The organism is Haliscomenobacter sp. (assembly GCF_040403615.1).
Taxonomy (GTDB): Bacteria; Bacteroidota; Bacteroidia; order Chitinophagales; family Saprospiraceae; genus Haliscomenobacter.
Map to the genome: position 1 here is coordinate 35,988 of NZ_JBBAKG010000037.1, position 23,104 is coordinate 59,091.

Annotated in this window: 18 protein-coding genes; 9 read left to right on the forward strand and 9 right to left on the reverse strand. The window is 45.7% G+C overall.

The window, feature by feature from the left end:
• Nucleotides 1–44 precede the first annotated feature (44 nt).
• From ABW391_RS13880 to ABW391_RS13890, 3 genes are all read right to left on the reverse strand, one after another.
• Nucleotides 45–488 (reverse strand): Imm44 family immunity protein, encoded by a 444-nt coding sequence (locus tag ABW391_RS13880; RefSeq protein WP_353482481.1) that lies wholly within the window; start codon nt 486–488, stop codon nt 45–47.
• A gap of 22 nt (nt 489–510) precedes the next feature.
• Nucleotides 511–1,044, reverse strand: a complete 534-nt coding sequence (locus ABW391_RS13885) for a hypothetical protein (RefSeq protein WP_353482482.1) — start codon at nt 1,042–1,044, stop codon at nt 511–513.
• A gap of 135 nt (nt 1,045–1,179) precedes the next feature.
• Nucleotides 1,180–3,603: a T9SS type A sorting domain-containing protein gene (locus tag ABW391_RS13890; protein ID WP_353482483.1), complete on the reverse strand. Its 2,424-nt coding sequence runs from the start codon at nt 3,601–3,603 to the stop codon at nt 1,180–1,182.
• Nucleotides 3,604–3,731: 128 nt separating this feature from the next.
• Between ABW391_RS13890 and ABW391_RS13895 the strand changes: the two genes are divergently transcribed.
• Together ABW391_RS13895 and ABW391_RS13900 are read left to right on the forward strand one after the other, a co-directional pair.
• Nucleotides 3,732–5,384 carry an Ig-like domain-containing domain gene (locus ABW391_RS13895; protein ID WP_353482484.1) on the forward strand — a complete coding sequence of 551 codons (1,653 nt, stop codon included), beginning with the start codon at nt 3,732–3,734 and terminating at the stop codon, nt 5,382–5,384.
• 144 nt (nt 5,385–5,528) lie between these two features.
• Nucleotides 5,529–8,498: a M43 family zinc metalloprotease gene (locus tag ABW391_RS13900; RefSeq protein WP_353482485.1), complete on the forward strand. Its 2,970-nt coding sequence runs from the start codon at nt 5,529–5,531 to the stop codon at nt 8,496–8,498.
• Between the two features lie 51 nt (nt 8,499–8,549).
• Here ABW391_RS13900 and ABW391_RS13905 read toward each other — a convergent pair whose 3' ends face one another.
• From ABW391_RS13905 to ABW391_RS13920, 4 genes are all read right to left on the reverse strand, one after another.
• Entirely contained in the window at nt 8,550–8,966 is a 417-nt protein-coding gene (locus tag ABW391_RS13905) for an OsmC family protein (RefSeq protein WP_353482486.1), read from the reverse strand.
• A gap of 129 nt (nt 8,967–9,095) precedes the next feature.
• Complete coding sequence (locus ABW391_RS13910; protein ID WP_353482487.1) at nt 9,096–9,830, reverse strand: TetR/AcrR family transcriptional regulator; 735 nt, start codon at nt 9,828–9,830, stop codon at nt 9,096–9,098.
• 217 nt (nt 9,831–10,047) lie between these two features.
• On the reverse strand, nt 10,048–10,650 hold the full coding sequence (locus ABW391_RS13915) for a 50S ribosomal protein L25 (protein WP_353482488.1): 603 nt from the start codon (nt 10,648–10,650) through the stop codon (nt 10,048–10,050).
• A 150-nt stretch (nt 10,651–10,800) separates the two neighbouring features.
• The gene (locus ABW391_RS13920) at nt 10,801–11,730 is read right to left on the reverse strand and encodes a ribose-phosphate pyrophosphokinase (protein ID WP_353482489.1); all 930 of its coding nucleotides are present in this window, start codon (nt 11,728–11,730) and stop codon (nt 10,801–10,803) included.
• Between the two features lie 260 nt (nt 11,731–11,990).
• On the opposite strand from ABW391_RS13920, the gene mce reads away from it, so the two are divergent.
• Nucleotides 11,991–12,395 (forward strand): methylmalonyl-CoA epimerase, encoded by a 405-nt coding sequence (mce, locus tag ABW391_RS13925; RefSeq protein WP_353482490.1) that lies wholly within the window; start codon nt 11,991–11,993, stop codon nt 12,393–12,395.
• A gap of 40 nt (nt 12,396–12,435) precedes the next feature.
• Here the strand turns inward: mce and ABW391_RS13930 are convergent, their stop codons facing one another.
• Nucleotides 12,436–12,657 (reverse strand): hypothetical protein, encoded by a 222-nt coding sequence (locus tag ABW391_RS13930; protein WP_353482491.1) that lies wholly within the window; start codon nt 12,655–12,657, stop codon nt 12,436–12,438.
• A 151-nt stretch (nt 12,658–12,808) separates the two neighbouring features.
• On the opposite strand from ABW391_RS13930, the gene ABW391_RS13935 reads away from it, so the two are divergent.
• Together ABW391_RS13935 and ABW391_RS13940 are read left to right on the forward strand one after the other, a co-directional pair.
• A complete protein-coding gene (locus ABW391_RS13935; RefSeq protein WP_353482492.1) occupies nt 12,809–13,081 on the forward strand; it encodes an HU family DNA-binding protein in 273 nt (90 codons plus the stop codon).
• 131 nt (nt 13,082–13,212) lie between these two features.
• A complete protein-coding gene (locus ABW391_RS13940; RefSeq protein ID WP_353482493.1) occupies nt 13,213–15,153 on the forward strand; it encodes an acetoacetate--CoA ligase in 1,941 nt (646 codons plus the stop codon).
• Here the strand turns inward: ABW391_RS13940 and ABW391_RS13945 are convergent.
• Nucleotides 15,143–16,750 carry a VWA domain-containing protein gene (locus tag ABW391_RS13945; protein ID WP_353482494.1) on the reverse strand — a complete coding sequence of 536 codons (1,608 nt, stop codon included), beginning with the start codon at nt 16,748–16,750 and terminating at the stop codon, nt 15,143–15,145. The genes ABW391_RS13940 and ABW391_RS13945 overlap by 11 nt on opposite strands.
• 147 nt (nt 16,751–16,897) lie before the next feature.
• Here ABW391_RS13945 and ABW391_RS13950 point away from each other — a divergent pair, with 147 nt between their 5' ends.
• The 4 genes from ABW391_RS13950 to ABW391_RS13965 form a co-directional block, all read left to right on the forward strand.
• Nucleotides 16,898–18,289, forward strand: coding sequence for a glycoside hydrolase family 30 protein (locus ABW391_RS13950; protein ID WP_353482495.1), 1,392 nt, complete (start codon nt 16,898–16,900; stop codon nt 18,287–18,289).
• Nucleotides 18,290–18,414: 125 nt separating this feature from the next.
• A complete protein-coding gene (locus ABW391_RS13955; protein WP_353482496.1) occupies nt 18,415–19,620 on the forward strand; it encodes an acetyl-CoA C-acetyltransferase in 1,206 nt (401 codons plus the stop codon).
• Nucleotides 19,621–19,655: 35 nt separating this feature from the next.
• The gene (locus ABW391_RS13960; protein ID WP_353482497.1) at nt 19,656–21,806 is read left to right on the forward strand and encodes a 3-hydroxyacyl-CoA dehydrogenase NAD-binding domain-containing protein; all 2,151 of its coding nucleotides are present in this window, start codon (nt 19,656–19,658) and stop codon (nt 21,804–21,806) included.
• 172 nt (nt 21,807–21,978) lie between these two features.
• Nucleotides 21,979–23,104: TonB-dependent receptor (locus ABW391_RS13965; protein WP_353482498.1), on the forward strand; the 1,126-nt coding region annotated here is incomplete at its 3' end.

A 23,104-nucleotide genomic window follows, 5' to 3' on the forward strand; every position in this document is an offset into this window, starting at 1 on the left:
AAAAACAATAGCCCCTGTCCAAAAGAGAGTACACTTTTACTACTTCAATGCACTGTTTCTGCGGCTAGCCATTCTGGCAAGACCGCTTTTACGGCAGCAATAAAACCATCATAGTCAAAATCACGGATGCGTTTGGTGACTTTGGCGATTTCGAGTACTTCGATGAAGAAGTCTGCGAGGTAGGTTTTGAAATCAGGTAAAGATAAATTCATTACTTTTTCATAATCCATTCGCCAGTAAAGACCCAGCTCTTTTCTGCTTCTGTGGAAAATTATTTCACTAGGAAAAGGCGCAATTGCTGGTGGAGGCCCCATGATGGGGGTAAATCGGATACTTTCAATCTTAGATCCAAATGTTGAAAGGTCTATCCTTTGTTCTAAAAATTGGCCTAAGGAATAATTTTGAGATCTTTTATTCCAATCAATTTCATGCCACCCTATGATGGTGAATTCAAAACCTGTATGCGTTTGTAATTCTGGTGTATTCATGCCTTAAATTTAGCAATTTTTTTTAAATATCATAAGGATTTCCAGGCGGACGCACCAATAGGGTTGCTCTTTTTTGATTTTCAGGAAGTAGGACATAATGGTATATTTTGATCTTCTCCATTTTCAAACATTCCGCATAATTCCCGAAGAATTGAGAAATAAACTGAAGTCTTTCATCAGGAGGTTTTGATTGATACCTTTTGTTTTCTCCTATTCGAGTCGTACCATATTTCCATACCTCCCCAATTTCAAGGTGAATGGTGTTGCTTTCTCCACAATTCAAACATGGATATTCGCCAGGTTGTTGAGCAATCAAAGCATATTGAATCGCATTGTCGATCTCGTTCAACTCTTTTTCCAATTTTGCTTTTCGTTTTGGCGAAAGCTCTAATTGTCCTTCGTTTTCTACAACGAAATCTTCCATGTTGAATGCTGCGTAAATTACTGCTGCAAAGAACAGCAACGCAAACATAAGTTTCCCCCAGTCGGGTTGTTTGGGAGACTCGGGCTCGATATAAGTTATCTCGGGTTTTTTAGCTGGCGTTATCGTATTCATCTTAATTTGGAGTAAGTTAAAAAACTCCGAACATGCGATTTTTTTGTTAAAAAACAAAACTGAGATTAAAGCTATTTATTGTGGTTTGTCTGAATTTGAGTTTAAGTATCTGATAATGTGAAATTTATTTTTTTGTTAAAATTTAAAAATTTTCAATACTACCATTTTTTTGCCGTCATCAGTGCGCAAATGCAACAAATACAGCCCAGAGGGGTAAAGAGACAAATCCAAAATTGTAGCTCCGCTCAACCAGGTTTTTTCATGGCGCAATTGCTGCCCTGCCGAGTTGTACCAATCCAAAAAATACTCGCCTTGCAGCTGAGTAGGTAAGGTTAGGGTGAGATTTCCAGCGGTTGGATTGGGGGCAATCTGAACTTGGGAAGAAATGTCAACGCTTGCTGTTGCAGTACTGAGTTGCACGCTGTGACAACCGGAAGTATACACGCAAGTATCGGTATAAATCCTCACCGCATAACGGCCGCTGCGCTCAGGCAAGAAGAACGGGCTGGAGAGCCGAGACACCACCTGTTTACTACCGCAATCAATCCATTCGTAGCGCCGAATGCCTGCGTTGGTTGCTGCACTCAACAGGATTCCACCTTGAGTGACACTGGTGTCTATTTGTTCCAGATTGAGCCGAAGCGATACCACCGAATCACAGCCTGCTCTACTTCGGAAAGTCTCGATGTAGGTTCCTGAGCGGTTGAGCGTTTTCGACCCAAAGCGAATACTTTTTCCGCCACACAGGTTTTGTGAAGCATTGACTTGAAAACGAGGATTCCGCGTAACCTTGATGTACAAAGTTGAATCACAAGCGTTCCGGTCGCGCAAAGAAATGGGGTACAGGCCAGTTTGAAAGTACTTTAAGCGCCCCAACCTGAATGTATCTCCTGCGCAAAGCGAAACCGGGAACGTGTCTCGTTGGACGGGATAATGTACAATTTTCACCAACAAAGTAGAATCGCAGCCCAGGCGGGTACTCAGCCGAATGGGATATCTCCCCTCTTTGAAAAACTTGAGTTGCCCAAATCGAAAAGTATCTCCCACACAAATCGGAGCAAGCAGGCTATCCGAATATGACGGCAACACCTTTAGTTGAAGATAACGCACCGAATCGCAACCTTGCGCCGTGGCAAGTCGAAAAGAATAAAATCCGGATCTGCTTAAGCTGTTTTTGCCAAAAACATAAGTTGTCCCCTGACAAATGGTAGCCCGCACCGTATCTCTGAAGATGGGATTAATGGTTAGCCGCAACTCAAAAACAATGGGGCAAAGATTAGCATTGCGCAAGGTGTCGAAGTAAATTCCTGGCGTACGCAAGTCTTTGCCATCAAAAGAATAGCTCTCCCCTTTGCAAATTGATCGATTAAGAATGGTTTGCTCAAAACGGGCAACCTGAAGATCCAGCCGTACAATTGAATCACAGCCACTGATTCGGGATGTCAATGTATCGATGTAAATCCCCGTTTGGTTCAGGATACGTTTGCCAAACCGAAATTGCTCGCCAGCGCATATACTTGCCGAAGTATTGTTGCCAAGCTTTGGGCGAACCCGCAAACTCAAATTGATCACCGAATCACAGCCTTCGCGGGTACGCAGGGAAACTCGGTATGTCCCGGTTTGGTTGAATTGTTGCAGACCAATTTGCAACTTTTCGCCATTGCAAATTGCGACTTGGGTAGTTATTTCTTGAGGCTGCAAAACGCGCAAGTCCAAGATTACGGTGGAATCACATCGCCGGTCGTTGGGCGGAAAAGTATACCGATACACTCCACTTTTGGTCAAAAATATTGTGCCCAGTTGGCGGGAGTTGCCTTCACAGAAACGTTCTTGCAATTGGGTTAAAAAAGTGTCTCGCACCCTCAGTTTTAATTCAATCAAGGAGTCACAACGCAGGGACGTTGGGGCGAAATTGTAAGAAAAAGTACCATCCTGGATTGCGGTCATTTGGTTGTTTCCTACTTTGACTTTGCTCCCTTTACATGCCACCGCATCGATGCGGGTACGGAAAGTATCCAACATGTCAATTTGATATTGCACGATGGAGTCACAGCCAGCTTTGGAGGCGTATCGAAGGGTGGTGAGCGTTTGGGAGAAATACCGCTCAGCACCCAAGGTCATAGTGTCCCCTTCACATAAAGTCAGTTTAACGGTTTGGGTATAAATGGGCAAAACCGTTAATTTCAATTTGACCGTTGAGTCACAACGCAACTTAGTCCCAGGAAAAACAACCTGATAGGAACCCGTACCTGAAAATATTTGCTTGCCGACCATCACCTGATCCCCCTGGCAAAGCGTATCAAAACGTTCAGTTCGGAATTTGGGCTTCACGAGCAAATTGATAATGACAGCGGTATCCCGGGTTGGTTTAAGTGGAGGCAAATTGTACCTGTACCTGCCAGTTTTGGTATATTTTTTGCCAAATAATTTCAAGGTATCTCCTTGGCATAGGGTATCGTACCGTTGAACAAAAACGGTATCTGCCAAGGGACTGGTAGCCCTAGCCAGCCCAACAAAGGCAATGCTCCAAAAGAGGGTGTGTAGAAGTAATCGGTTCATGGGTCATTAGTTTGGAATGGAAAACTGCGAAATCGGTGTTCCCTATCTGGCACAAAGTTAAGTAAAATATAAAAGAGTCAGTTTTACAACGTTACTTGCTATTTTCGCCCCAAATAAATGTTGAGCGAATGATGGTACGACTTTTCCGCGTTTGGATGATCCTCTTGGTAACCCTCTACAGTTGCGCTACCCCCCAACCTCCCATTGGCGGCCCCAAAGATGAAATGCCTCCTCACATCGATACGGCACGGAGCACCCCCAATTATCAGGTGAATTTTAAAAAACAAGAGATTGAATTGATTTTCAACGAATGGATTCAGCAGCCTCAGGACGTGGCCAAGCAAGTTGTAGTTTCGCCACCGATTCGCTATATGGGGACTTTGTTGAAACTCAAAGGCAAAGCATTAATTATTGAATTCGACGATCGGGAAGTATTGCAGGAAAACGTGACCTATACCATCAATTTTGGGGAGTCGATCAAAGACCTCACCGAAGGCAACCCCGCCAAAGACCTGCGATTTGTTTTTTCTACAGGCCCCATCCTTGATTCTTTGGCCATGCAGGGGGAAATTCGCGATTTTACCACTCTGGAACCCGTGGAGAATGCTCTGGTCATGGTTTACAGCAAACTCAATGACTCAATTGTCAAAAAAGAACGCCCTCTTTATTTTGGAAAAACCAATAAGGCCGGCAAGTTTTACATCAAAAACATGCGATCAGGGAAATTCAAAGTTTTTGCCCTTTTAGACGCCAACCAACCTTATTTGTACGATGACCCAACCGAAAAAATTGCTTTTGCAGATTCCCTAATCAGCTCTGCTACCGATTCAATAACCAACATTTCGCTGAGAACATTTTCAGAAACCCCTCCTTTGCGACTGCTCAATACAGAAACAAAACGGTATGGAACAGTGAATTTACAGTTCAATCAGGTGCCTAAAGACTTTCAGGTTGCGGCCGTAACTCCAGGCATTCAAGTACGTGCCGAGACAATCGGGGACACCCTGAAGGTTTGGTATGCGGGTCAAATTACTGGAGCCAACTGGTTTTTGCATGTGCACAAAGACAGCACATTCAACGACACCCTCAAATTAAAAACTTTTGCTCCAGAGACCTATTTGCGTGGGGCGAAACTGATCCTACAAGGAGTAGATTCAAAAGAACCATTCCATCAAAACCCTGACAAATCATTGGTTCTGACATTTAACCATCCACTTAGTACTTTTGACATCAGCAAATTATTGTTGGTTGAAGACAGTGTGCGGCAGGTGTCGCCTTCGATGATCGAAATCGATAGCCTTAATTCCAGAAAATTGGTCATCCAATACAAATGGGCGGAGCAAAGCAAGTACCAGCTGCGTTTTGCTCCGGGCAGCGTGCGGGATATTTTCGCATTTGGATTCAAGGATACGGTAAGGTTCAACCTGCAAGCCATGCCACGAAAAAGCTATGGCAACATGGATTTAAAAATAGAGGGGCTGGATTCAACGAAGGTTTACGTAATGGAGTTGCTGCAAGGAGAAACGCCAGAACCCGTTCTTAAGGAGTTTATTTCAGGGAAAAAGAATACCAGACTAATTTACAAAGCATTGGAGCCTGCACAGTATAAAATAAAACTGCTTGAAGATCAAAACCGCAATGGGAAATGGGACTCAGGCGATTATTTCAAACGCCGCCAGCCGGAGCCCATCTACATCCGCAATCTAGACCCATTGCGCCCCAACTGGGACATGGACTTGACGATTGATTGGGGGGATCGGAAGAAACTACCGAGTAATTGATTCCTTATTTATGCAGATAAATTGTATTTTTCGTTCACTATAAATTCAGCCAATTTTATTCAAATCGTCTTTGCAACTGAGCAATATTCCACAGGAATTGCTCAAACTTGAGTTAGATACTCATAATCTCATAAACGTGCAAAGATGAATCATTTCAATCCTGCGTATTTACGGTCATTGTTGTGCGCTATCTTTCTGTCGTCCACCTATTTTGTATTTGCACAACAACTGACCTACCCATGTGCAGCATCCGAGATGCAACGTGCGCTCTTTCAAAAAGATTCGGCCTTATTCAAACGCCATTTGGCACTCGATGACGACATTCAGCAACACTTGTTGCGCCAGGCAAATAACCCCGCATTGCGGTCTGCAGCGGTGGTCACTATTCCTGTAGTTGTGCACATTATTCACCAAAACGGTTCGGAAAACATCAGCGATGCTCAAGTCCAAAGCGCCCTTCAACACCTCAATGATGCCTTTGCCCATCAGGGATATTATGGGGCCTCGGGTACTGGAACCAGCATTCCGATTCAGTTTTGCCTTGCTCAGCGAACTCCAGATAACCTGCCCAGCAATGGCATTACCCGTGATGTATCGGCGTTGACCGAAATGAACATGCAAACCCAGGATGCTGCTTTGAAAAACCTGAGTAGATGGGACGCCAAGGAGTACGTCAACATCTGGGTGGTGCGCAACATCAACAGCACGTCCTACGGAAATGGAGTGGCAGGATACGCCTATTACGCCTCCGCCCATGGCTTGTCGATAGATGGAGTTGTATGTGAAGCCCGCTATTTTGGCAGCAGCCCGGCCAATGATGTGGTTTTGATCCATGAAATTGGGCATTACCTCAATTTGTACCACACTTTTGAAGGCGGATGTACCAACAACCAATGTGATCTTGAAGGAGACCGCGTTTGCGATACGCCACCCGATCAGGCCAAACAAACGGGTTGCTTGTACAACTCCTGCTCATCCGACGCCGACGACCCGCGGCCAATCAACCCCCTCAAATCGGATGCAAATGACCTGACCGAAAACTACCTCGATTATTCGCCTTTTTCTTGCCAACACGCCTTTACGCCCGGGCAATCGGCTAGGATGTTAGCGGCACTTCAAACGGTACGGTCTAGTTTGTTGGAATCTTCAGGTTGTTTGCCCCCTTGCACACAGGTCATTGCCGCCGATATTGTAGTGCCTTCCAATATTGTGGTCGGTTCGCAAGTGGCTTTTAAATACAATGGTTCCGGTGCTACCCAATACGAATGGAAATTGAATGGAACGGTTTTTTCCACTCAACAGAACCCGAATTACACTTTTTCCCAGCCCGGAATTTATACCCTCGAAGTATATGCCCGCAATACTGATCCCAATTGCGGTGCTCGAAAAAAGACAACCATTGTTGTACTGTGCAATGTGGTTGCTGATTTTACACCCAAGCTTAGTGCTGCCAGATTGGGTGACCTGGTCACATTTACCAGCACCAGCACCGGGGCTACCAAATTTGAATGGTCGGTCAATGGGGTAGTGGTGGGTATGGGCAATACCTATAGTCAAACGTTCAATTCAAGTGGTGATTTCAACATCCAACTCAAAGCCTCCAATGCCAATTGCAGTACCATAAGTTATGGGCGGGTCATTGTAAATCGGCCATGTGGGGATACCATTGGGCAGGATTATCCTTGTATCGAGATTTGTGACAACGGAATAGATGACAACGGAAACGGCCTTATCGATTGTGCCGATCCTGCCTGCAGGTGCAGTTCTTGTCTTCAGTTGCCGGATGGGGTCATTGGTTCCATAGACAGTATTCAGTGCCTCGGAGATAGCTTGAGGGTATCCCTTACGATTTGTAACCGAGGAAAAGTTGCCTTGCGCTCAACTACTCCAATCGCTTTTTACGCCAGCGATCCCACTTTGAGCAATGCGGTGCCTTTGGCGAAATTACAAACCCTTGGGGTCAGTATTCCCCCGGATACTTGCTTGCGTTTTGCTTTTACCATCAAAGCCCAGTCGGGTAAACCCATCTTTGCAGTGCTGAACGACAATTACAAACGACCACGGCCGTATACCCTGGAGCGTTTTTTGACCGAAGAAAACCCAGAATGCAGTTTTGCCAACAACAAAATCCAGTTTCAATTTGATTACCCCCTGGTACCGAAAATCGATTTGGGCGCAGATCGCTTGGTGTGCAGCAACAGCACAACGGTACTCAAAGCCACCAAGGGGTTTTCCCGTTATCGCTGGTCAGATGGTTCGAAGGATACAACCTTTACGGCTTTTTATCCTGGCATTTATTGGCTGGATGCCTGGGATGCTTGCGGCAATATCCATACAGATTCCGTTCGCCTAAATTTGCAGCCAAACGGACAAGTCGAACTTGGTCCAGATAAGTCCATTTGTAGAGGCGATTCGCTTGCTTTGTCCGTCAAAGGATTTGATCAAGTGAAATGGTGGCCAATTAGTGGCTTGAAATGCAGCGATTGCTCAGATCAGATTACCAGGCCTGACAGCTCCATCCTGTATTATGTGACCGCCAGAACTGGCAATTGCATTACTGGAGATTCCCTGCGGATCTTCGTGCTGGAACGGCCAAATATTCAAATCCAACTTGCTGATACCCTGGGGTGTGTTCGCTCTAGCGTAACACTATCAGCACAAGTTACTCCAGCCAATAGTTTGATTCAATGGCTGGATACCAGCAAAATCGCTTTCAATACCAATGCTCCAAACGTATCCATACCTGGAAAATATACCATCACGGCTAGATTGGGAATTTGTACCAGCACTGATTCGGTGACCATTGCATTGGAAAAATGCAGCCAATTTGCGGTTTATGTACCCAATGCATTGTCGCAGAGTAGTACATTGAATGGATCGTTTCATCCATTTTTCTCAAAAAACGCTGAAATATCAGGGTATCAATTTGAAATTTATGACCGCTGGGGGGAGCAGGTTTTCCGAAGCATTGACCCGCTGGAAAGTTGGGATGGCCGAAGGAAAGGTAAGGAAAGTCAACAGGGGGTGTATGTCTGGAAACTTTGGGTTCGGTATTCAGAAGACGACAAAACAATGGAAGTACTAAAAGCTGGAGATGTAATTGTATTTCGGTAAGTAGGAAATGAGTATGGCGTTGAGCAATTTTATGCTCAACGCCATTACAGATTATAGCAAAGTAGCCGTCAAGGTAATATTTGCATTTAGCAGCTTTGAAACCGGGCAATTGGCCTTGGCGTCAGCAGCGAATTCATCAAATTGCGCTTGGGTCAAACCTTCGGCTTTTACCGAAGTTTCCAATTGAACTTCAGTAATGCTACCGTTTTCCAGGACAACTGTTGCCTTGGTATCGATGCTTTCTGCGGTAAAATCAGCAGCTTGAAGTACAAAAGCCAATTTCATAGAAAAACAACCAGCATGTGCTGCTCCAATCAATTCTTCGGGATTGGTGCCAACACCGTCTTCAAATCGGGTGTTGTAACTGTACTGCGTGCTGGTGAGAACAGTACTTTGCGTGCTAAGGGTGCCATTGCCTGTTTTGCCTGAGCCTTCCCAGTGGGCAGTAGCGGATCTTTTGATTTGCATGGTAAAAAAGGAATTTTATAGTGGTTTTGATGATTCCAATATAGGCAGAAGGAATGGTAACGCAGAAAAATTAACTTCCCTCTAAAAAAATCGGGAAGTAATTTTTTGCGTCATACTTAGTTATTTTCATCAAGCCAAAGGAGCGGCGGATTGAATATTTTCTTCTGCAATGGTAAAATGGCTACTTTCAAGCAGTCCAAAAGCAAAATCGAGTAACAACTTCTGAACTTGGCTTTCACTGTTGCCGTCCTTAAAAACAATATCAGTTAGAGAAGGCAGATGTTCTGAGAAGTAAATGTGACTTTTAGCCATTTCAAGTAATGTACTTGCCAATGAACGTGGATGTGGGAATTTTGGATTGATTTCCAAGATAATGGAAGATAGGGTTAGGGAAAGTGTTTTGTAAGTCAAAAACAAACCTTGCTGGTTCTCTTTGTCAACCTGTTTGGTATAGTATCCTTTTGCTGATTCTGCTATGACGATGCGGTGCAAAACGGCTTCATCTACGTGTTCAGTACTGGGGTCGTCGCGGTGTGCTGCTTCAACCAATGTCTCTAGTGCAATTTTTAATTTTCTTTTGGGGTCATCGATATTGAGGATTTTGGTATCAATACAATACTTGATCCACTCCCAATACCAACTCAGCAAAAACAAAAGCAAACGGTGCTTGTTCTCGAAATAACGATAGACTGAAGCTTCGGTTGATTCAATGCGTTCTGCCAATTTTTTGAAGGTAAAATCCTCAAACCCTATCTCGTCAATCATCAGAATGCTAAACTGAATGATCTTGCGCCCGAGCTTGGTTTCCTGAGGATCCCGCAAATAGAGTTTTTCATTGAGTTTCATTTTGATAGCAACGGCCATAGATGGATTTTTCCTTTAATGGATAAAAAACTTGAAAAAAACCTTAATTGGGAACGACGCACCTGTCTTTATAATTAACAGAAGTAAAAATACGCTACTTTTTTTAAACGCCATATTTGCTTTTTCGTTCTTTCAAAAATAAAAAAAGGGTTGTTCAAGTAAACATGTACTGAACAACCCTTTTTGTAGGAGTAGGAATTGAATGCTACTAATTCAATTATTTCTTCTTCTTGCCACCCGTATCTTTGGCCTCGGCAGCAGCAGCAGAACGCAATGCACGAGGAATTTCGATGGTAACAACCGGAATACTTGGAGAATTCAGCAATTCAATGCCTTCAGGAACCTGTACATCGCGTGCCCGCAATGATTGACCCAAATCCATCGAAGAAATATCGATGAACAATTCGGTTACCATCATTTCTGGCAAAGTTTTGATTTTGGCACGGCGCAATTTCAATTGCATCTTACCGCCCAATTTTACACCCGGAGATACTCCTTTGGTGCGAATTGGAACTTCCAACTTTACTTTTTGGCCATCCACCAAGCTCAAAAAGTCGATGTGCGTCAACTGGCTGGTCAATGGGTGAAGCTGGTAATCTTTTACAATGCAACGGAATTCTATACCGTCAATGGTCAGATTTGCAACGCGGAAATCTGGTGTATAGATGAGGTTCTTGACGTCATTCAGTGTAACTGAAAAATGAACTACGTCCTGCCCTCCGTACAATACACACGGGATTCGGCCATCGTTCCGCAAATCTTTGGAAGGTTTTTTCCCTAAGCCCGTTCTTGACTGAGCTACAATAGAGATTGTTTCCATGATTTGAGACAAATGTATGGTTAATAATAAGTTATGCTCCCAAGCCTTCGCTTAGGGAACGCAAAGATAAAAAGACAATCGGATTTCCCATCACTAACCCATGAATTTATTCGTGGGTTAATAGGCAGGGCCAACCACGTAGGGTTGGCCCTACCCGACAAACAACGCCGAAATCGACCGATGCTCGTGTGTATTCCGAATGGCCCTCGCGAAAAGCTTAGCCGTTGACAAAACCTTAATTTTGGGTGAAGTCTGCTTCAATGGAATGGTATCGCTGACAATCAATTCAGTAAGCGCTGAATTCTCGACATTTTCGTATGCTTTACCCGATAGCACCGGGTGCGTACAAATCGCGCGCACACTGGTTGCTCCTTTTTTCATAATGATGTCGGCGGCGCGGCACAAGGTGCCAGCAGTATCCACCATATCATCCACCAGGATTACGTCTCGACCCTCTACATTGCCAATCACCGTCATACCCGCTACTTCATTGGCTTTTTCGCGGTATTTGTCGCAAATCACCAAATCGGTATGAAAGTGTTTGGAATAAGAACGGGTTCTTTTTACCCCTCCTACGTCAGGAGAAGCAAAGATGACATTGTCCATACCTTGTTCTTGTAGATATGGAATATATATGGCTTCACTTCTGAGGTGATCTACCGGGATATCGAAAAACCCCTGGATCTGATCGGCATGAAAATCCATGGTCATGATGCGATTGGCACCTGCTGCTTCCAATAAATTCGCGATCAATTTTGCGGAGATAGGTACACGCGGTTGATCCTTGCGGTCTTGCCGGGCATAACCAAAGTAAGGAATAACAGCGGTGATGTAACCCGCTGACGCCCGCTTGGCAGCATCGATCAACAACAGGAGCTCCATCAAATTCTCGGCAGGAGGGAACGTAGATTGAATAAAAAAGACATATGCGCCTCTTACTGATTCGTTGATTACCGGCTGCATTTCACCATCACTGAAACGATGGATTTTTACATCACCTAAAGGATTCCCATAGAAATCGGCTATTTTTTCTGCCAAATAACTGGAATTTGCTCCGGATAATATTTTTACTTCAACCATTGTCTGTTAAATTGCGACAGTGTAGAAACTCATGAATGTGAACCACCTGCACCAAATCTTGAAATGAAAATAAAAACGACATCCAGAAGGATTCATTTCTTCTGGATGTTGTTTTTTTTAAGCGGTGTGGTAAAATTTGCCACAAAGGTAAACTTTTTCATTCTAACCCAAATAGAGGATCATCTAAAAACAATGGTGCTCATCAATATAATGCCCCAATCTTTCTGCATACCTTTATTTAGCAACAACATCTACCTCTTATGATACTTCGCCTCGAACACATCGGCATCGCTGTACAAGATTTAAGCAACAGCAATGCGCTCTTTGAAAAATTACTGGGTATCACACCTTATAAAGAAGAAGAAGTGCCATCGGAACACGTCAGGACTTCCTTTTTTCAAACGGGTGAATCCAAAATAGAATTATTGGAAGCTACCCACCCGGATAGCGCCATTGCCAAGTACCTGGAAAAAAAACCAGAAGGACTGCACCACATTGCCTTTGAAGTAGACGATATCCATGCCGAAATGGAACGACTACGTGCAGAAGGCTTCCAACTGCTCAATGCGGAACCTAAAAAAGGGGCAGACAATAAGTGGGTCTGTTTTGTACACCCCAAATCTGCCAATGGCGTTCTGTTAGAATTGTGCCAATCAAATCCTTAGTCTGACGCAAAAAAATCAGGAAGTTAACTTTTCTGCGGTACTAACGTTTGAAGTTTTTCGGAAACAGTCCACTCTTGGCCCGCTTGGTTTTAGGCATTTCTTTGCCTCCAGACAAACGAGAGTTGATGGTATCTACTGCTGGGCAGCCCGATTTGCGGCCACAACTGAGGCTGCTGCCGCTACCAAGTAACCCGAACAAGAACAAAACGAATAGGGCAGATTTGCTTTTTAACCCAAAAGATTTTCCAAATTTCAACATCATTAGTCCATTTTTTAGCGTTAATGAGGGTATAACGAACGAAAGCCCCTGTAAAATCTGGGTTTTTCAAGTTTTTTACCAAAAAAAAGCTTGGTTTTGAAACATAGAGAACCTAAATTTGACACCAATTATTTTTTAATCAAAACCCTTTGAGATGAATAAAGGAGATCTGATTAACAAAATTGCTGAAGGCGCGAAGATCACCAAAGCCCAAGCAACTGACGCGCTTAACGCCGTTTTGGACAGCATTGCCGCTGAATTGAAAGGAGATGGAAAAGTAACCTTGATTGGTTTTGGTACTTTTTCCGTATCTAAACGTGACGCACGCTCTGGCCGCAACCCACAAACTGGTGAAACAATCACTATTGAAGCCAAAAAAGTGGTAAAATTCAAGCCTGGCAAAGAACTTTCTGACTCTGTTAACTAATTGAGCGGATTATTCTAAGTTAATATTATTGCTTGAATCAAAAGGGCAACCCAGGTTTCGATCAGGGTTGCCTTTTTGTTTTTTACAATTTTTTGTTTATTTAATTTTGGTGAACAGAAACTCCACCCATCATGAACTCGCGCACCCTCTGGTCTCCTTCTCCCGAATGGCTTGCTCAAGCCAACCTTACCCATTATCTCCATTGGCTTGAAAAAGAATCAGGCGGCGAAATTGCGGCCAATTACCAAGAGGCCTGGGAGTGGTCAGCTCAACAACCCGCGTCCTTCTGGGAGTCTTTGGTCAAGTATTTCGATCTGCGCTGGAATTACAATACCGTTATTCAAGGAAAAATGCCCCATACCCGCTGGTTTGAAGGCGCCTTGCTCAATTACGCAGAAGAGGTGTTTCGCCGCGCCGATGATCGTTTTCCAGCGATCATCTTTCAAGCGGAGCATTTGCCCGCTCGTGAAATGTCATGGAATGAATTGCGCCAGGAGGTTGCCGCATTGCGCGAATACTTGCAAAATCTAGGGGTGCAGGCGGGGGATAGGGTAGTGGGCTACCTTCCCAACATCCCGCAAGCTACGGTGGCATTGTTGGCTACCCTGTCTTTAGGGGCCGTGTGGTCTTGTTGTTCGCCAGATTTTGGAGCAAGTAGCGTACTGGAGCGTTTTGTACAGATCGAACCAAAAGTGTTGATCGCCGTGAATGGCTACCCTTATGGGGGCAAACGGTTTGACCGCAGAACCGATGTCCACAATTTGCAAGCTCAGTTGTCTACCCTCAATGGTACCGTGATGATTGCTTATTTGGATGAATTTGTAGTGAACCTGCCCAACTGTACCATTTGGACGGAAATAATGCAAAACCAGAATGCACCCTTGAGTTTTACACCCGTTCCTTTTGCGCATCCCATTTGGGTGCTTTATTCGTCTGGAACCACGGGTTTGCCCAAGGCCATTACCCACAGCCACGGTGGAATGCTGCTGGAGCACCTCAAATATTTGCACTTTCACAACGATGTGCATCCCGGTGAGCGATTTTTTTGGTACACCACTACAGGCTGGATGATGTGGAATTTTGTGCAGGCAGCCCTGCTTTCCCGCGCCACGATTGTACTTTACGACGGTAGTCCTGGTTATCCAGATCTGAATGTGTTGTGGAAAATAGCAGCAGAACTCCAAATCAATCACTTTGGCACCAGCGCTGCCTATATATTATCGTGTATGAAAGCGGGCGTTGCCCCATCAAGTTTTGGTTTGCAACACTTGCGCTCAATTGGTGTAACCGGATCGCCGCTGCCTCCTGAAGGATTTAGCTGGGTATACGAAAACGTAAAATCAGACCTCTGGCTTTGTTCCATCAGCGGAGGAACCGACGTCTGCACCGCTTTTGTAGGCGGAAATCCTCTTTGGCCAGTATATGTAGGTGAAATCCAGTGCCGTACCCTCGGCTGTGCCATGGAATCCTGGGACGAAGCCGGGAATCCCCTGATAGATCAAGTGGGTGAAATGGTGATTACCCAGCCAATGCCTTGCATGCCCGTGAAATTTTGGAACGATCTTGATTTCCGCAAATACACCGCCAGCTACTTTGATACCTATCCCGGAGTATGGCGACATGGGGATTGGCTGCAAATCACCCCCCACCATAGCCTGATCATCCTGGGGCGTTCGGATGCGACCCTCAATCGGCAGGGGATTCGGATCGGTACCAGCGAAATTTACCGCTCGGTGGAAAAATTGCCAGAGATCTTGGATAGCCTGATTGTCAACATCGAGAAAGAAGATGGCAGCTCGGTCATGCCGCTTTTTGTAGTCTTGATGGAAGGCGCAATGTTGGACGAAGCCTTGCAAAAAAAGATTGCCCAAACCCTGCGTACCGACTTTTCGCCACGTCATGTTCCTGATCTGGTCATTGTGGTAGCAGAGATTCCATACACCTTGAGTGGCAAAAAAATGGAACTTCCGGTCAAAAAAATCCTGATGGGTAAATCCATCGAACAATCGGTCAACAAAGACGCCATGCGCAATCCTCTGGCGCTGGAAAACTTTAAGCAGATTACGATCTAAGCAACCCGGTGTTGCGTACCAATTCGCGCATCACTCCTTTTTTAGCCGGATCGTAAATCCAGTTGGTATCAAAATAGCTTAATATCTCCGCGTTAGGATCGTTGGAAAGGGTGAGGCTATGGAATTGAGTGCCATTGTTTTGCTGAAAATACCGTACCTCATCCAGCACTTTTTGGTCTACGCGGTACATGATGAAGTCAGAGATAACCAGCACATCCGCATCGCGGTAGTCGTTGGTTTTGAGTTGACGAATGGCCTCGTAAAGTGGAAGTGAAATGTCGGTACCGCCGTGGAAAGACATGCGCAAAAACTTCGCCAGTGCATCAATAGAGTTGGCGATATCCTGAAGATCCAGCGTTTTGATGCCGATGGAAAAATTGATCAAATAAGCTCTGCGGTTTTCGCGGGTTGCCATTTTGAGAATGCCCAGGCACAGTACCTTGGCAATTTGTTCGGGGCGTCCGTACATTGATTCGCTGGTATCTACGCAGACAATGAATGGTCCTTTTTCGCGCTGTTTGATCCGTTGGAAAACTTCGGTAAAATGCTCGGTACTGGGTTGCAAGCGGCGGTCTTCGTATTGGAGGGTGAGTAGGCTTTGCCCTAGCCACTTGTGCAGAAACAGATCTTCTGTTGCAGGGTCGCTCAACAAGGCTGCTTCGGAACTCAACAAGTGGTTCAGATCCCCACTTTCTTTTACCCCGGTTACCTCCGCAGGGGTGTATTCATCGGTAATCCACTCTTGGCGGATGATGGTTTTTTCAAAAGTCTCTTCTTCTATTTCGATCTCGGCCTCGCGCAGATTGCCCAGCAAATCGGCCAATTCCTGAATCGATTTTTCATCTTCCAGCAATTCCTGGTATTGCTGAATGACGTCAAAGGCGCTGTCTTCCCACAATGAACGCGACATGTCCCAACCCAGATAATCTGAAAATGGGCTGATCAGCTTGATCAATTTCTGGTATTCCTGCACTTTGGCATCGAGGAGATTGAGGTAGTTGTCCAGTTCTTCGCCCAATTTGGAGATTTGGTATTCCAGTATCCGCGATTGCACCAGCGCATCCCATTGGGCCAATAGATCGGTCAACAAAATTTCTACCCTTTGGCGGTTTTCTGCACTGAGCTCTTCCAGTGATTTTTCCCCAATTAAAGTTTGAAAACGCTGTTTGTAAAACTCCACATCCAGTTCTTCGCGGCGGAAATGATTTTCCAGATAGGTGACCATGATGGGCCAACGCTTGACAAACAAATGCAGTGGCGTAATGGCCCAATTGTCGAGCCGACTCAGGTCTTCCTGAAATGGATTTTTGTGGCGAACCTTGTCGTAGGTTTTGCGCAGCCAAAACAATGTGTCCAGTACCACTTGCTGCGAGATGCGTTGGTTGCGCTGACAAATCGGTAAAATATCGCGGATGGCAAAAAGCTGATCCAGGGCAGCTTGAAAGTAGCGGAAATACTCGTCTTTTAGGTTGGGGATGTGGTAAGTCCCAGGGCTGAGCTTGTTTTGCAAGTACTGCACGAGGTAGCGCCGCATCTTCCGATCCAGGATGCTGCCAAATTCTATAAAACGCTCATATTCCTGCTCAAGTTGGGTCATATACAATCCATGTAAAACTTACGGGAAACAAAGCTAAACCAAATCAGTTCAAATTCCAGGATCATTCAACTTCTGGTACATTGTTTGCTCAACTGGTTTTTGTAGCTTCACGAAGTTTAGTCATTCTGTCAATAAAAATCCTTTTTCATGTACATCAGATTCCAAATCCTGGGCATTTTACTGCTCAATTTGCTCAGTTCAAGTGCCTTCTCCCAAATCCAGAGTTGGGTCACTCATCCTGCGGGTAAGCTTTTTTTGCAGCAGTCAATTGTCCCTTCTTCCCCTTCCAAAGGCACCGAAACGCTTCCCTGTATTTTTGTCAATGAGCTAAAAACCTTCCAGTCCATGGATGGATTTGGCTGTACTTTGACCGGAGGGAGCACACAATTATTGGCCAAAATGAACCCAGGAAACCGTGCTGCGCTGCTCAAAGAGTTGTTTGATCCCAAAGCGGAAGGAAGTATTGGCATCAGTTACTTGCGCATCAGCTTAGGTGCCTCTGATTTAAGCGACCGGGTTTATTCTTACAATGACCTCCCCGCAGAACAAACCGATCCCCTACAGCTAAAATTTAGCCTGGAACCAGAGCGGAAAGACTTCTTGCCCATCCTCAAGGAAATCTTGCGCATCAACCCTGCCATCAAAATCATGGGTTCGCCCTGGTCGCCTCCTACCTGGATGAAAACCAATGGAGACTCTAAAGGCGGAAGTCTGAAACCTGAACATTACGCCGCTTATGCCTTGTATTTGGTCAAATACATCCAGGCCATGCAAAAAGAAGGGATTGCCATCGATGCCTTGACTGTGCAAAACGAACCGCTGCACCCTGGAAACAACCCTTCTCTATTGATGTATGCCCATGAGCAAGCTGATTTTGTGAAAAATCACCTTGGACCAGCTTTTGTGAAAAATGGCATCAAAACCAAGATTTTGGTGTACGACCACAATGCTGACCGTCCCGATTACCCCATTTCTATCCTGAATGATCCGGCAGCTAAAAAATACATCGATGGTTCTGCTTTTCACCTCTATGGCGGCACAGTTGATGCCCTTTCGGAAGTTCACGATGCACACCCCGACAAGAATTTGTACTTCACTGAGCAGTGGATTGGCGCGCCTGGGAATATGGAAGGCGACTTGCTTTGGCACATCAAAACCTTGATGATTGGGGCTTCGCGCAATTGGGCCAAAAACGTTTTGGAGTGGAACCTCGCCAACGATCCAAAATGGGAACCACATACCGTGGGTGGTTGCACCGAATGCCTGGGTGTAGTGACCCTCGATCAGGAGAAAATCACCAGAAATCCGGCATATTACATCATTGCACACGCGGCCAAGTTTGTGCGGCCCGGCTCAAAGCGCATTTTCTCAAATACGGTACTTTCCCTTGCCAATGTGGCCTTCAAAACTCCAGATGGCCATACGGTTTTGCTGGTAACCAACGATGATGCCAAGGAAATTACTTTTCGCGTCAATGCTGGGAAAACGACATTTACGTATACTTTGCCAGCCAAGTCGGTCGCCACGTTAGTTTGGTAAATTTTTTTAACCATATAGCGTCCATAAATTTGACTTTATGGACACTATGTGGTTAAAATAAACCCTCTTGTACCAAACCTCTCTCGCTCAAAGTCCTTAACTTTACCCCAAAACCATACCTGCCCATGTCCGATGCCTATATTTTCGATGCCTTGCGTACTCCCCGAGGGCGTGGAAAAACCAACGGATCATTGTACGAAATCAAGCCCCTGGATTTACTGGGTACCGCCCTGGAAAACTTACGTATACGCAATGAATTGAATACCAGGGAAGTGGATGACGCCATTATTGGTTGTGTTACGCCTACTGATGATCAAGGATTCAATATTGCCAAAGCTGCACTCATTTACAGCGGCTGGGATGAAAATGTAGGAGGGCTTACCATCAATCGATTTTGTGCTTCTGGCCTGGAAGCAATCAATTTGGCTGCCGCAAAAATCAAGATTGGCTGGAGTGACCTGATGGTGGCGGGTGGGGTAGAAAGCATGAGTCGGGTACCCATGGGCAGCGATGCTGGCCCTTTGATGTACGATCCTGAATTGATCAACCGGGCAGACTATATTCCACAAGGTATTTCGGCAGATCTTATTGCTACTATAGAAGGTTTTTCTCGGGAAGAAATTGATGGATTTGCATTGAAAAGCCACCAACGTGCAGCGCATGCGATGCAAAATGGGTATTTTTCAAAATCAATCATTCCCATTTACGACCGCAATGGTCTGCTGGTTTTGGCGCATGACGAGTATGCACGCCCCGATACAGATGAGGCCATTTTACAACGCCTCAAACCTTCATTTGCTGGTGTCGGCGCACTTGGTTTCGATGCCATGGCCTTGCACAAATACCCCTTGTTAGAAAAAATCAACCACGTACATACAGCAGGCAATTCTTCGGGTATTGTGGATGCAGCAGCTGTGGTATTGATGGGCAGCAAAGAGAAGGGCAAGAAGCTAGGTTTGAAACCGCGCGCCCGTATTTTGTCTATTGGTAACGTCAGCGTCGAACCCACCATGATGCTCACTGGCCCCGGCCCAGCTGCACAGCAAGCGCTCAAAAGGGCCAAAATGAAACCAACGGACATCGATCTTTGGGAATGCAATGAAGCTTTTGCAGCGGTAGTCCTGAAGTTTCAACGTGACCTGGATGTACCCGACGACAGACTGAATGTAAATGGTGGTGCCATTGCCATGGGGCATCCCCTGGGCGCAACGGGTGCCATCTTGATGGGAACTTTACTGGATGAACTCGAACGCCGCAACCTGAGCACAGGTCTCGTAACCTTGTGTGTGGGGGGAGGAATGGGCGTCGCCACCATCATCGAACGCACGTAGGGGCGACCATACGGCCCCAACAAAACGATATCTTCATGATTTACTACAAAAAAGACACCAACAACATCGTCACCCTCACGCTCGATATGCAAGGGCGTCCCATGAACGTGATCAACCACGAGATCTTCGAGGCGTTTGTGCCAGTGGTAGAGCAATTGAAGGTGGATAAGAAATGGGGAACGTTGCGTGGGGTAATTCTGACCTCCGGTAAAAAAACCTTTTTGGCAGGGGGAGACCTCGAGTATTTGTATCAGGCGGACGACCCCGCCGAAGTGTTTGCTTTTTGTGAAAAAATGAAAAAATTTTTGCGCGACATCGAAAGCCCAGGAGTAGCCGTTGTTGCAGCCCTCAATGGCAGCGCCATTGGAACCGGATTTGAAGTGGCGCTGGCTTGTCATCACCGCATTGCGGTCAACGACAACCGGATGGTACTGGGTTTGCCGGAAGTGGAATTGGGATTGATCCCTGGTGGCGGCGGAATTGTACGCCTGATGTGGTTACTGGGAATAGAAAAAGCCTTCCAAATCTTGGCCAGCGGTCACCGGTATTCCCCTCAAGAAGCCTTGCGTGTAGGCATTATTGATGATTTGGCGTCCAGCCAAAAGGAGATGCTGGAAATGGCCAAAACCTGGTTGCTCAACAACAAGGAAAGCCGCCGCCCTTGGGATCAGGCTGGTCGAAGTATCCCCGGTGGATCCGCTAAAGAAGCCAGTGCTGCTGACTACATTCGCTCAGAAGCTGCACGCCTGGCCGCCAAAAACCACCACAATTACCCCGCGCCACAAGCAATTTTGAATGTGCTTTCTGAAGGCTCAAAAGTTGATTTTGATACTGCCGAGCGCATCGAAAGCCGATATTATACTCAATTGGTCATGAGCAAGCAATGCAAAAACATGATCAAGGCTTTTTGGTTCGACACCAACTACATCAAGCATGGACTCAATCGACCGAGAGGGTTTGGCAAATTTCGCCCCAAAAAAGTGGGTGTCATCGGTGCAGGTGGTTTGATGGGGTCAGGCATCGCCTACGCTTGTTTGAAAAATGGACTGGAAGTGGTGATGAAAGATGTTTCAAAACTCATTGCCGAGCGAGGCCGAGATTTTGTGCGCAACAAACTCAATCCATTGGTGCAAAGTGGAGAAATGACCAAAAACGAACGCGATAGCCTGCTCCATAGCATCATCACCACGGAAGACCCTAGCGAATTTGAAACTTGTGATTTGGTGATCGAAGCCGTTTTTGAAAACGCCATGGTCAAGCAAAAAGTAACCAAAGAAGCAGAGGTTTTTCTGGATGAATACGCCTTTATGGCCAGCAATACCGTGTCGATACCCATTACCAAACTGGCCGAAGTTTCGATCCGACCTGACAATTACGTCGGCTTGCACTTTTTTCACCCTGCCGATGAAGTGCCTCTGGTGGAAATCGTTAGAGGTGCGCAAACTTCTGAAGAAACCGTGGCCCGAGCATTCGATTTTGTGAAAGCCATTCAAAAAACACCAATTGTAGTCAAAGACGACTGGGGTTTTTATGCAGCCCGGGTGCAAAATACCTACATTCTAGAGGGCATCACCATGCTCAAAGAAGGCTATCCTCCCGCCTTAATCGAAAACCTTGGGCAACAAGCCGGAATGCCCAAAGGCGCTCTGGCACTTGCCGACGACCTGGGCTTAAATCTGGTACTCAATTATGAAAGTCAGGCAGGCGATCACTACGGCCCTAAATACATTCCACACCCATCAGTAGTAGTGCTCAACAAAATGCTCCAGGAATTCAACCGACCTGGGCGCAACAAAAAAGCCGGTTTTTATGAGTACGAGGAAGGTGGCCAACGCAGCCTATGGCCGGAATTGAGCGAGCATTTCGCACCCCAACTCAGTGCTTTTGATCGACAAGAACTGATCGACCGTTTGTTGATTTCGCAAGTACTCGAAGCCATTTGGTGCATGAAAGAGGGCGTCATTAATTCTATTGCCGCCGCCAATTTAGGAAGCATTTACGGCTGGGGCTTCCCTTCTTTTAAAGGCGGTGTGATTCAATTTGTGACAGATTATGGATTGGATGCTTTTATGGCACGGTGCAAGGAATTGCGCGATAAGCATGGGCCCCGATTCCGCATTCCCAAGCGCTTGCCAGAGTTGGTACAAGACCGGGAATTGGTTGGAGATTTGGTAGGATTGATGTGAGGGAAAAAATTTAGTAAGAAAAAATTGGCTAATTTGTGGCTACTAATTGGCTATTTTAAAAAATAATTGGACAATTTGTGGATAAGTCAATTAGGCTAAATTTTAATTTAGACTTGCCTAAATAAAAATTTATGCCTACCTTAGTCTTGGATTTCCCAAAATCACCAAGACTATGCGTACATTATATACTATTTTGATCTTATTGTTGCTTCCCAAAGTGGCCTTTTTGCAAAATGCTCAATTGCAGGGCATTGTTTTGCACGAAGGAGCCCCCATTGCTTACGCCCATGTTCAGCTCAAAGGAACTTCCTGGGGCGCAATCACAGCTGAAGATGGCTCGTTTCGTCTTGAAAAGATTGATCCTGGGAAATACGAACTAGCTATCTCTGCCTTGAGCTACCAATCTTTCTCACGGGCAATCGACCTGGCAGATGGAATGCTGGATCTTGGTACTGTTGAATTGCAGGAAGACGTACTTGGGCTGCAAGAAGTGGTCATCACTGGCGCGATGAAAGAAACCTTTGTCAAAGAATCGCCCGTAAAAGTTGACGTCATCACCTATCAATTCCTTACCCGCAACAGTGCGCCGACCAACCTGACCGAGAGCATCAAAATGATCAACGGCGTACAAGAAACGGTTGCTTGTGGCGTTTGTTTTACCAACAGTTTCAGCATCAATGGTTTGCCAGGTGCTTACACAGCAGTACTGATTGATGGTACGCCTTTGTACGGCAACCTGTCGGCTGTTTACGGCTTAAATGGGATACCGACAACATTCATCGAGCGAATCGAAGTCATCAAAGGACCCAATTCTACCTTGTATGGCTCTGAGGCAGTTGCTGGCGTGATCAATGTGATCACTAAAGATCCCGCCAGGCAGCCCAAATACGGCCTGAGTACCATGACCACCACTCATGGCGAATCTTATGGCACCCTCAGTTTTGCACCCAAAGTAGGCAAATGGAATACCTATTGGGGATTCGATTGGGGGCACAGCAACGCTTTCAGTGATGCCAATGGAGATGGATTTAGCGATCGAATCCATCTGGATCGGTACACGGTATTTAGTAAATGGTCAATGCAACGCCCCGAGCACCGCCGTTTCAACGTTTTTGCCAAGTGGTATTACGAAGACCGCCGCAATGGCGTTGAACAATTTTTGACAAACCGTGCCTATCGCCAAATTCGCGGCAGCGATACCTACTACGGCGAAAGCATTTACACCCAACGTGCCGAGTTATTTGGTACATATGACCTGGCCACCAAGGCACGCATCTGGATCGATTTCGCCTTTAATA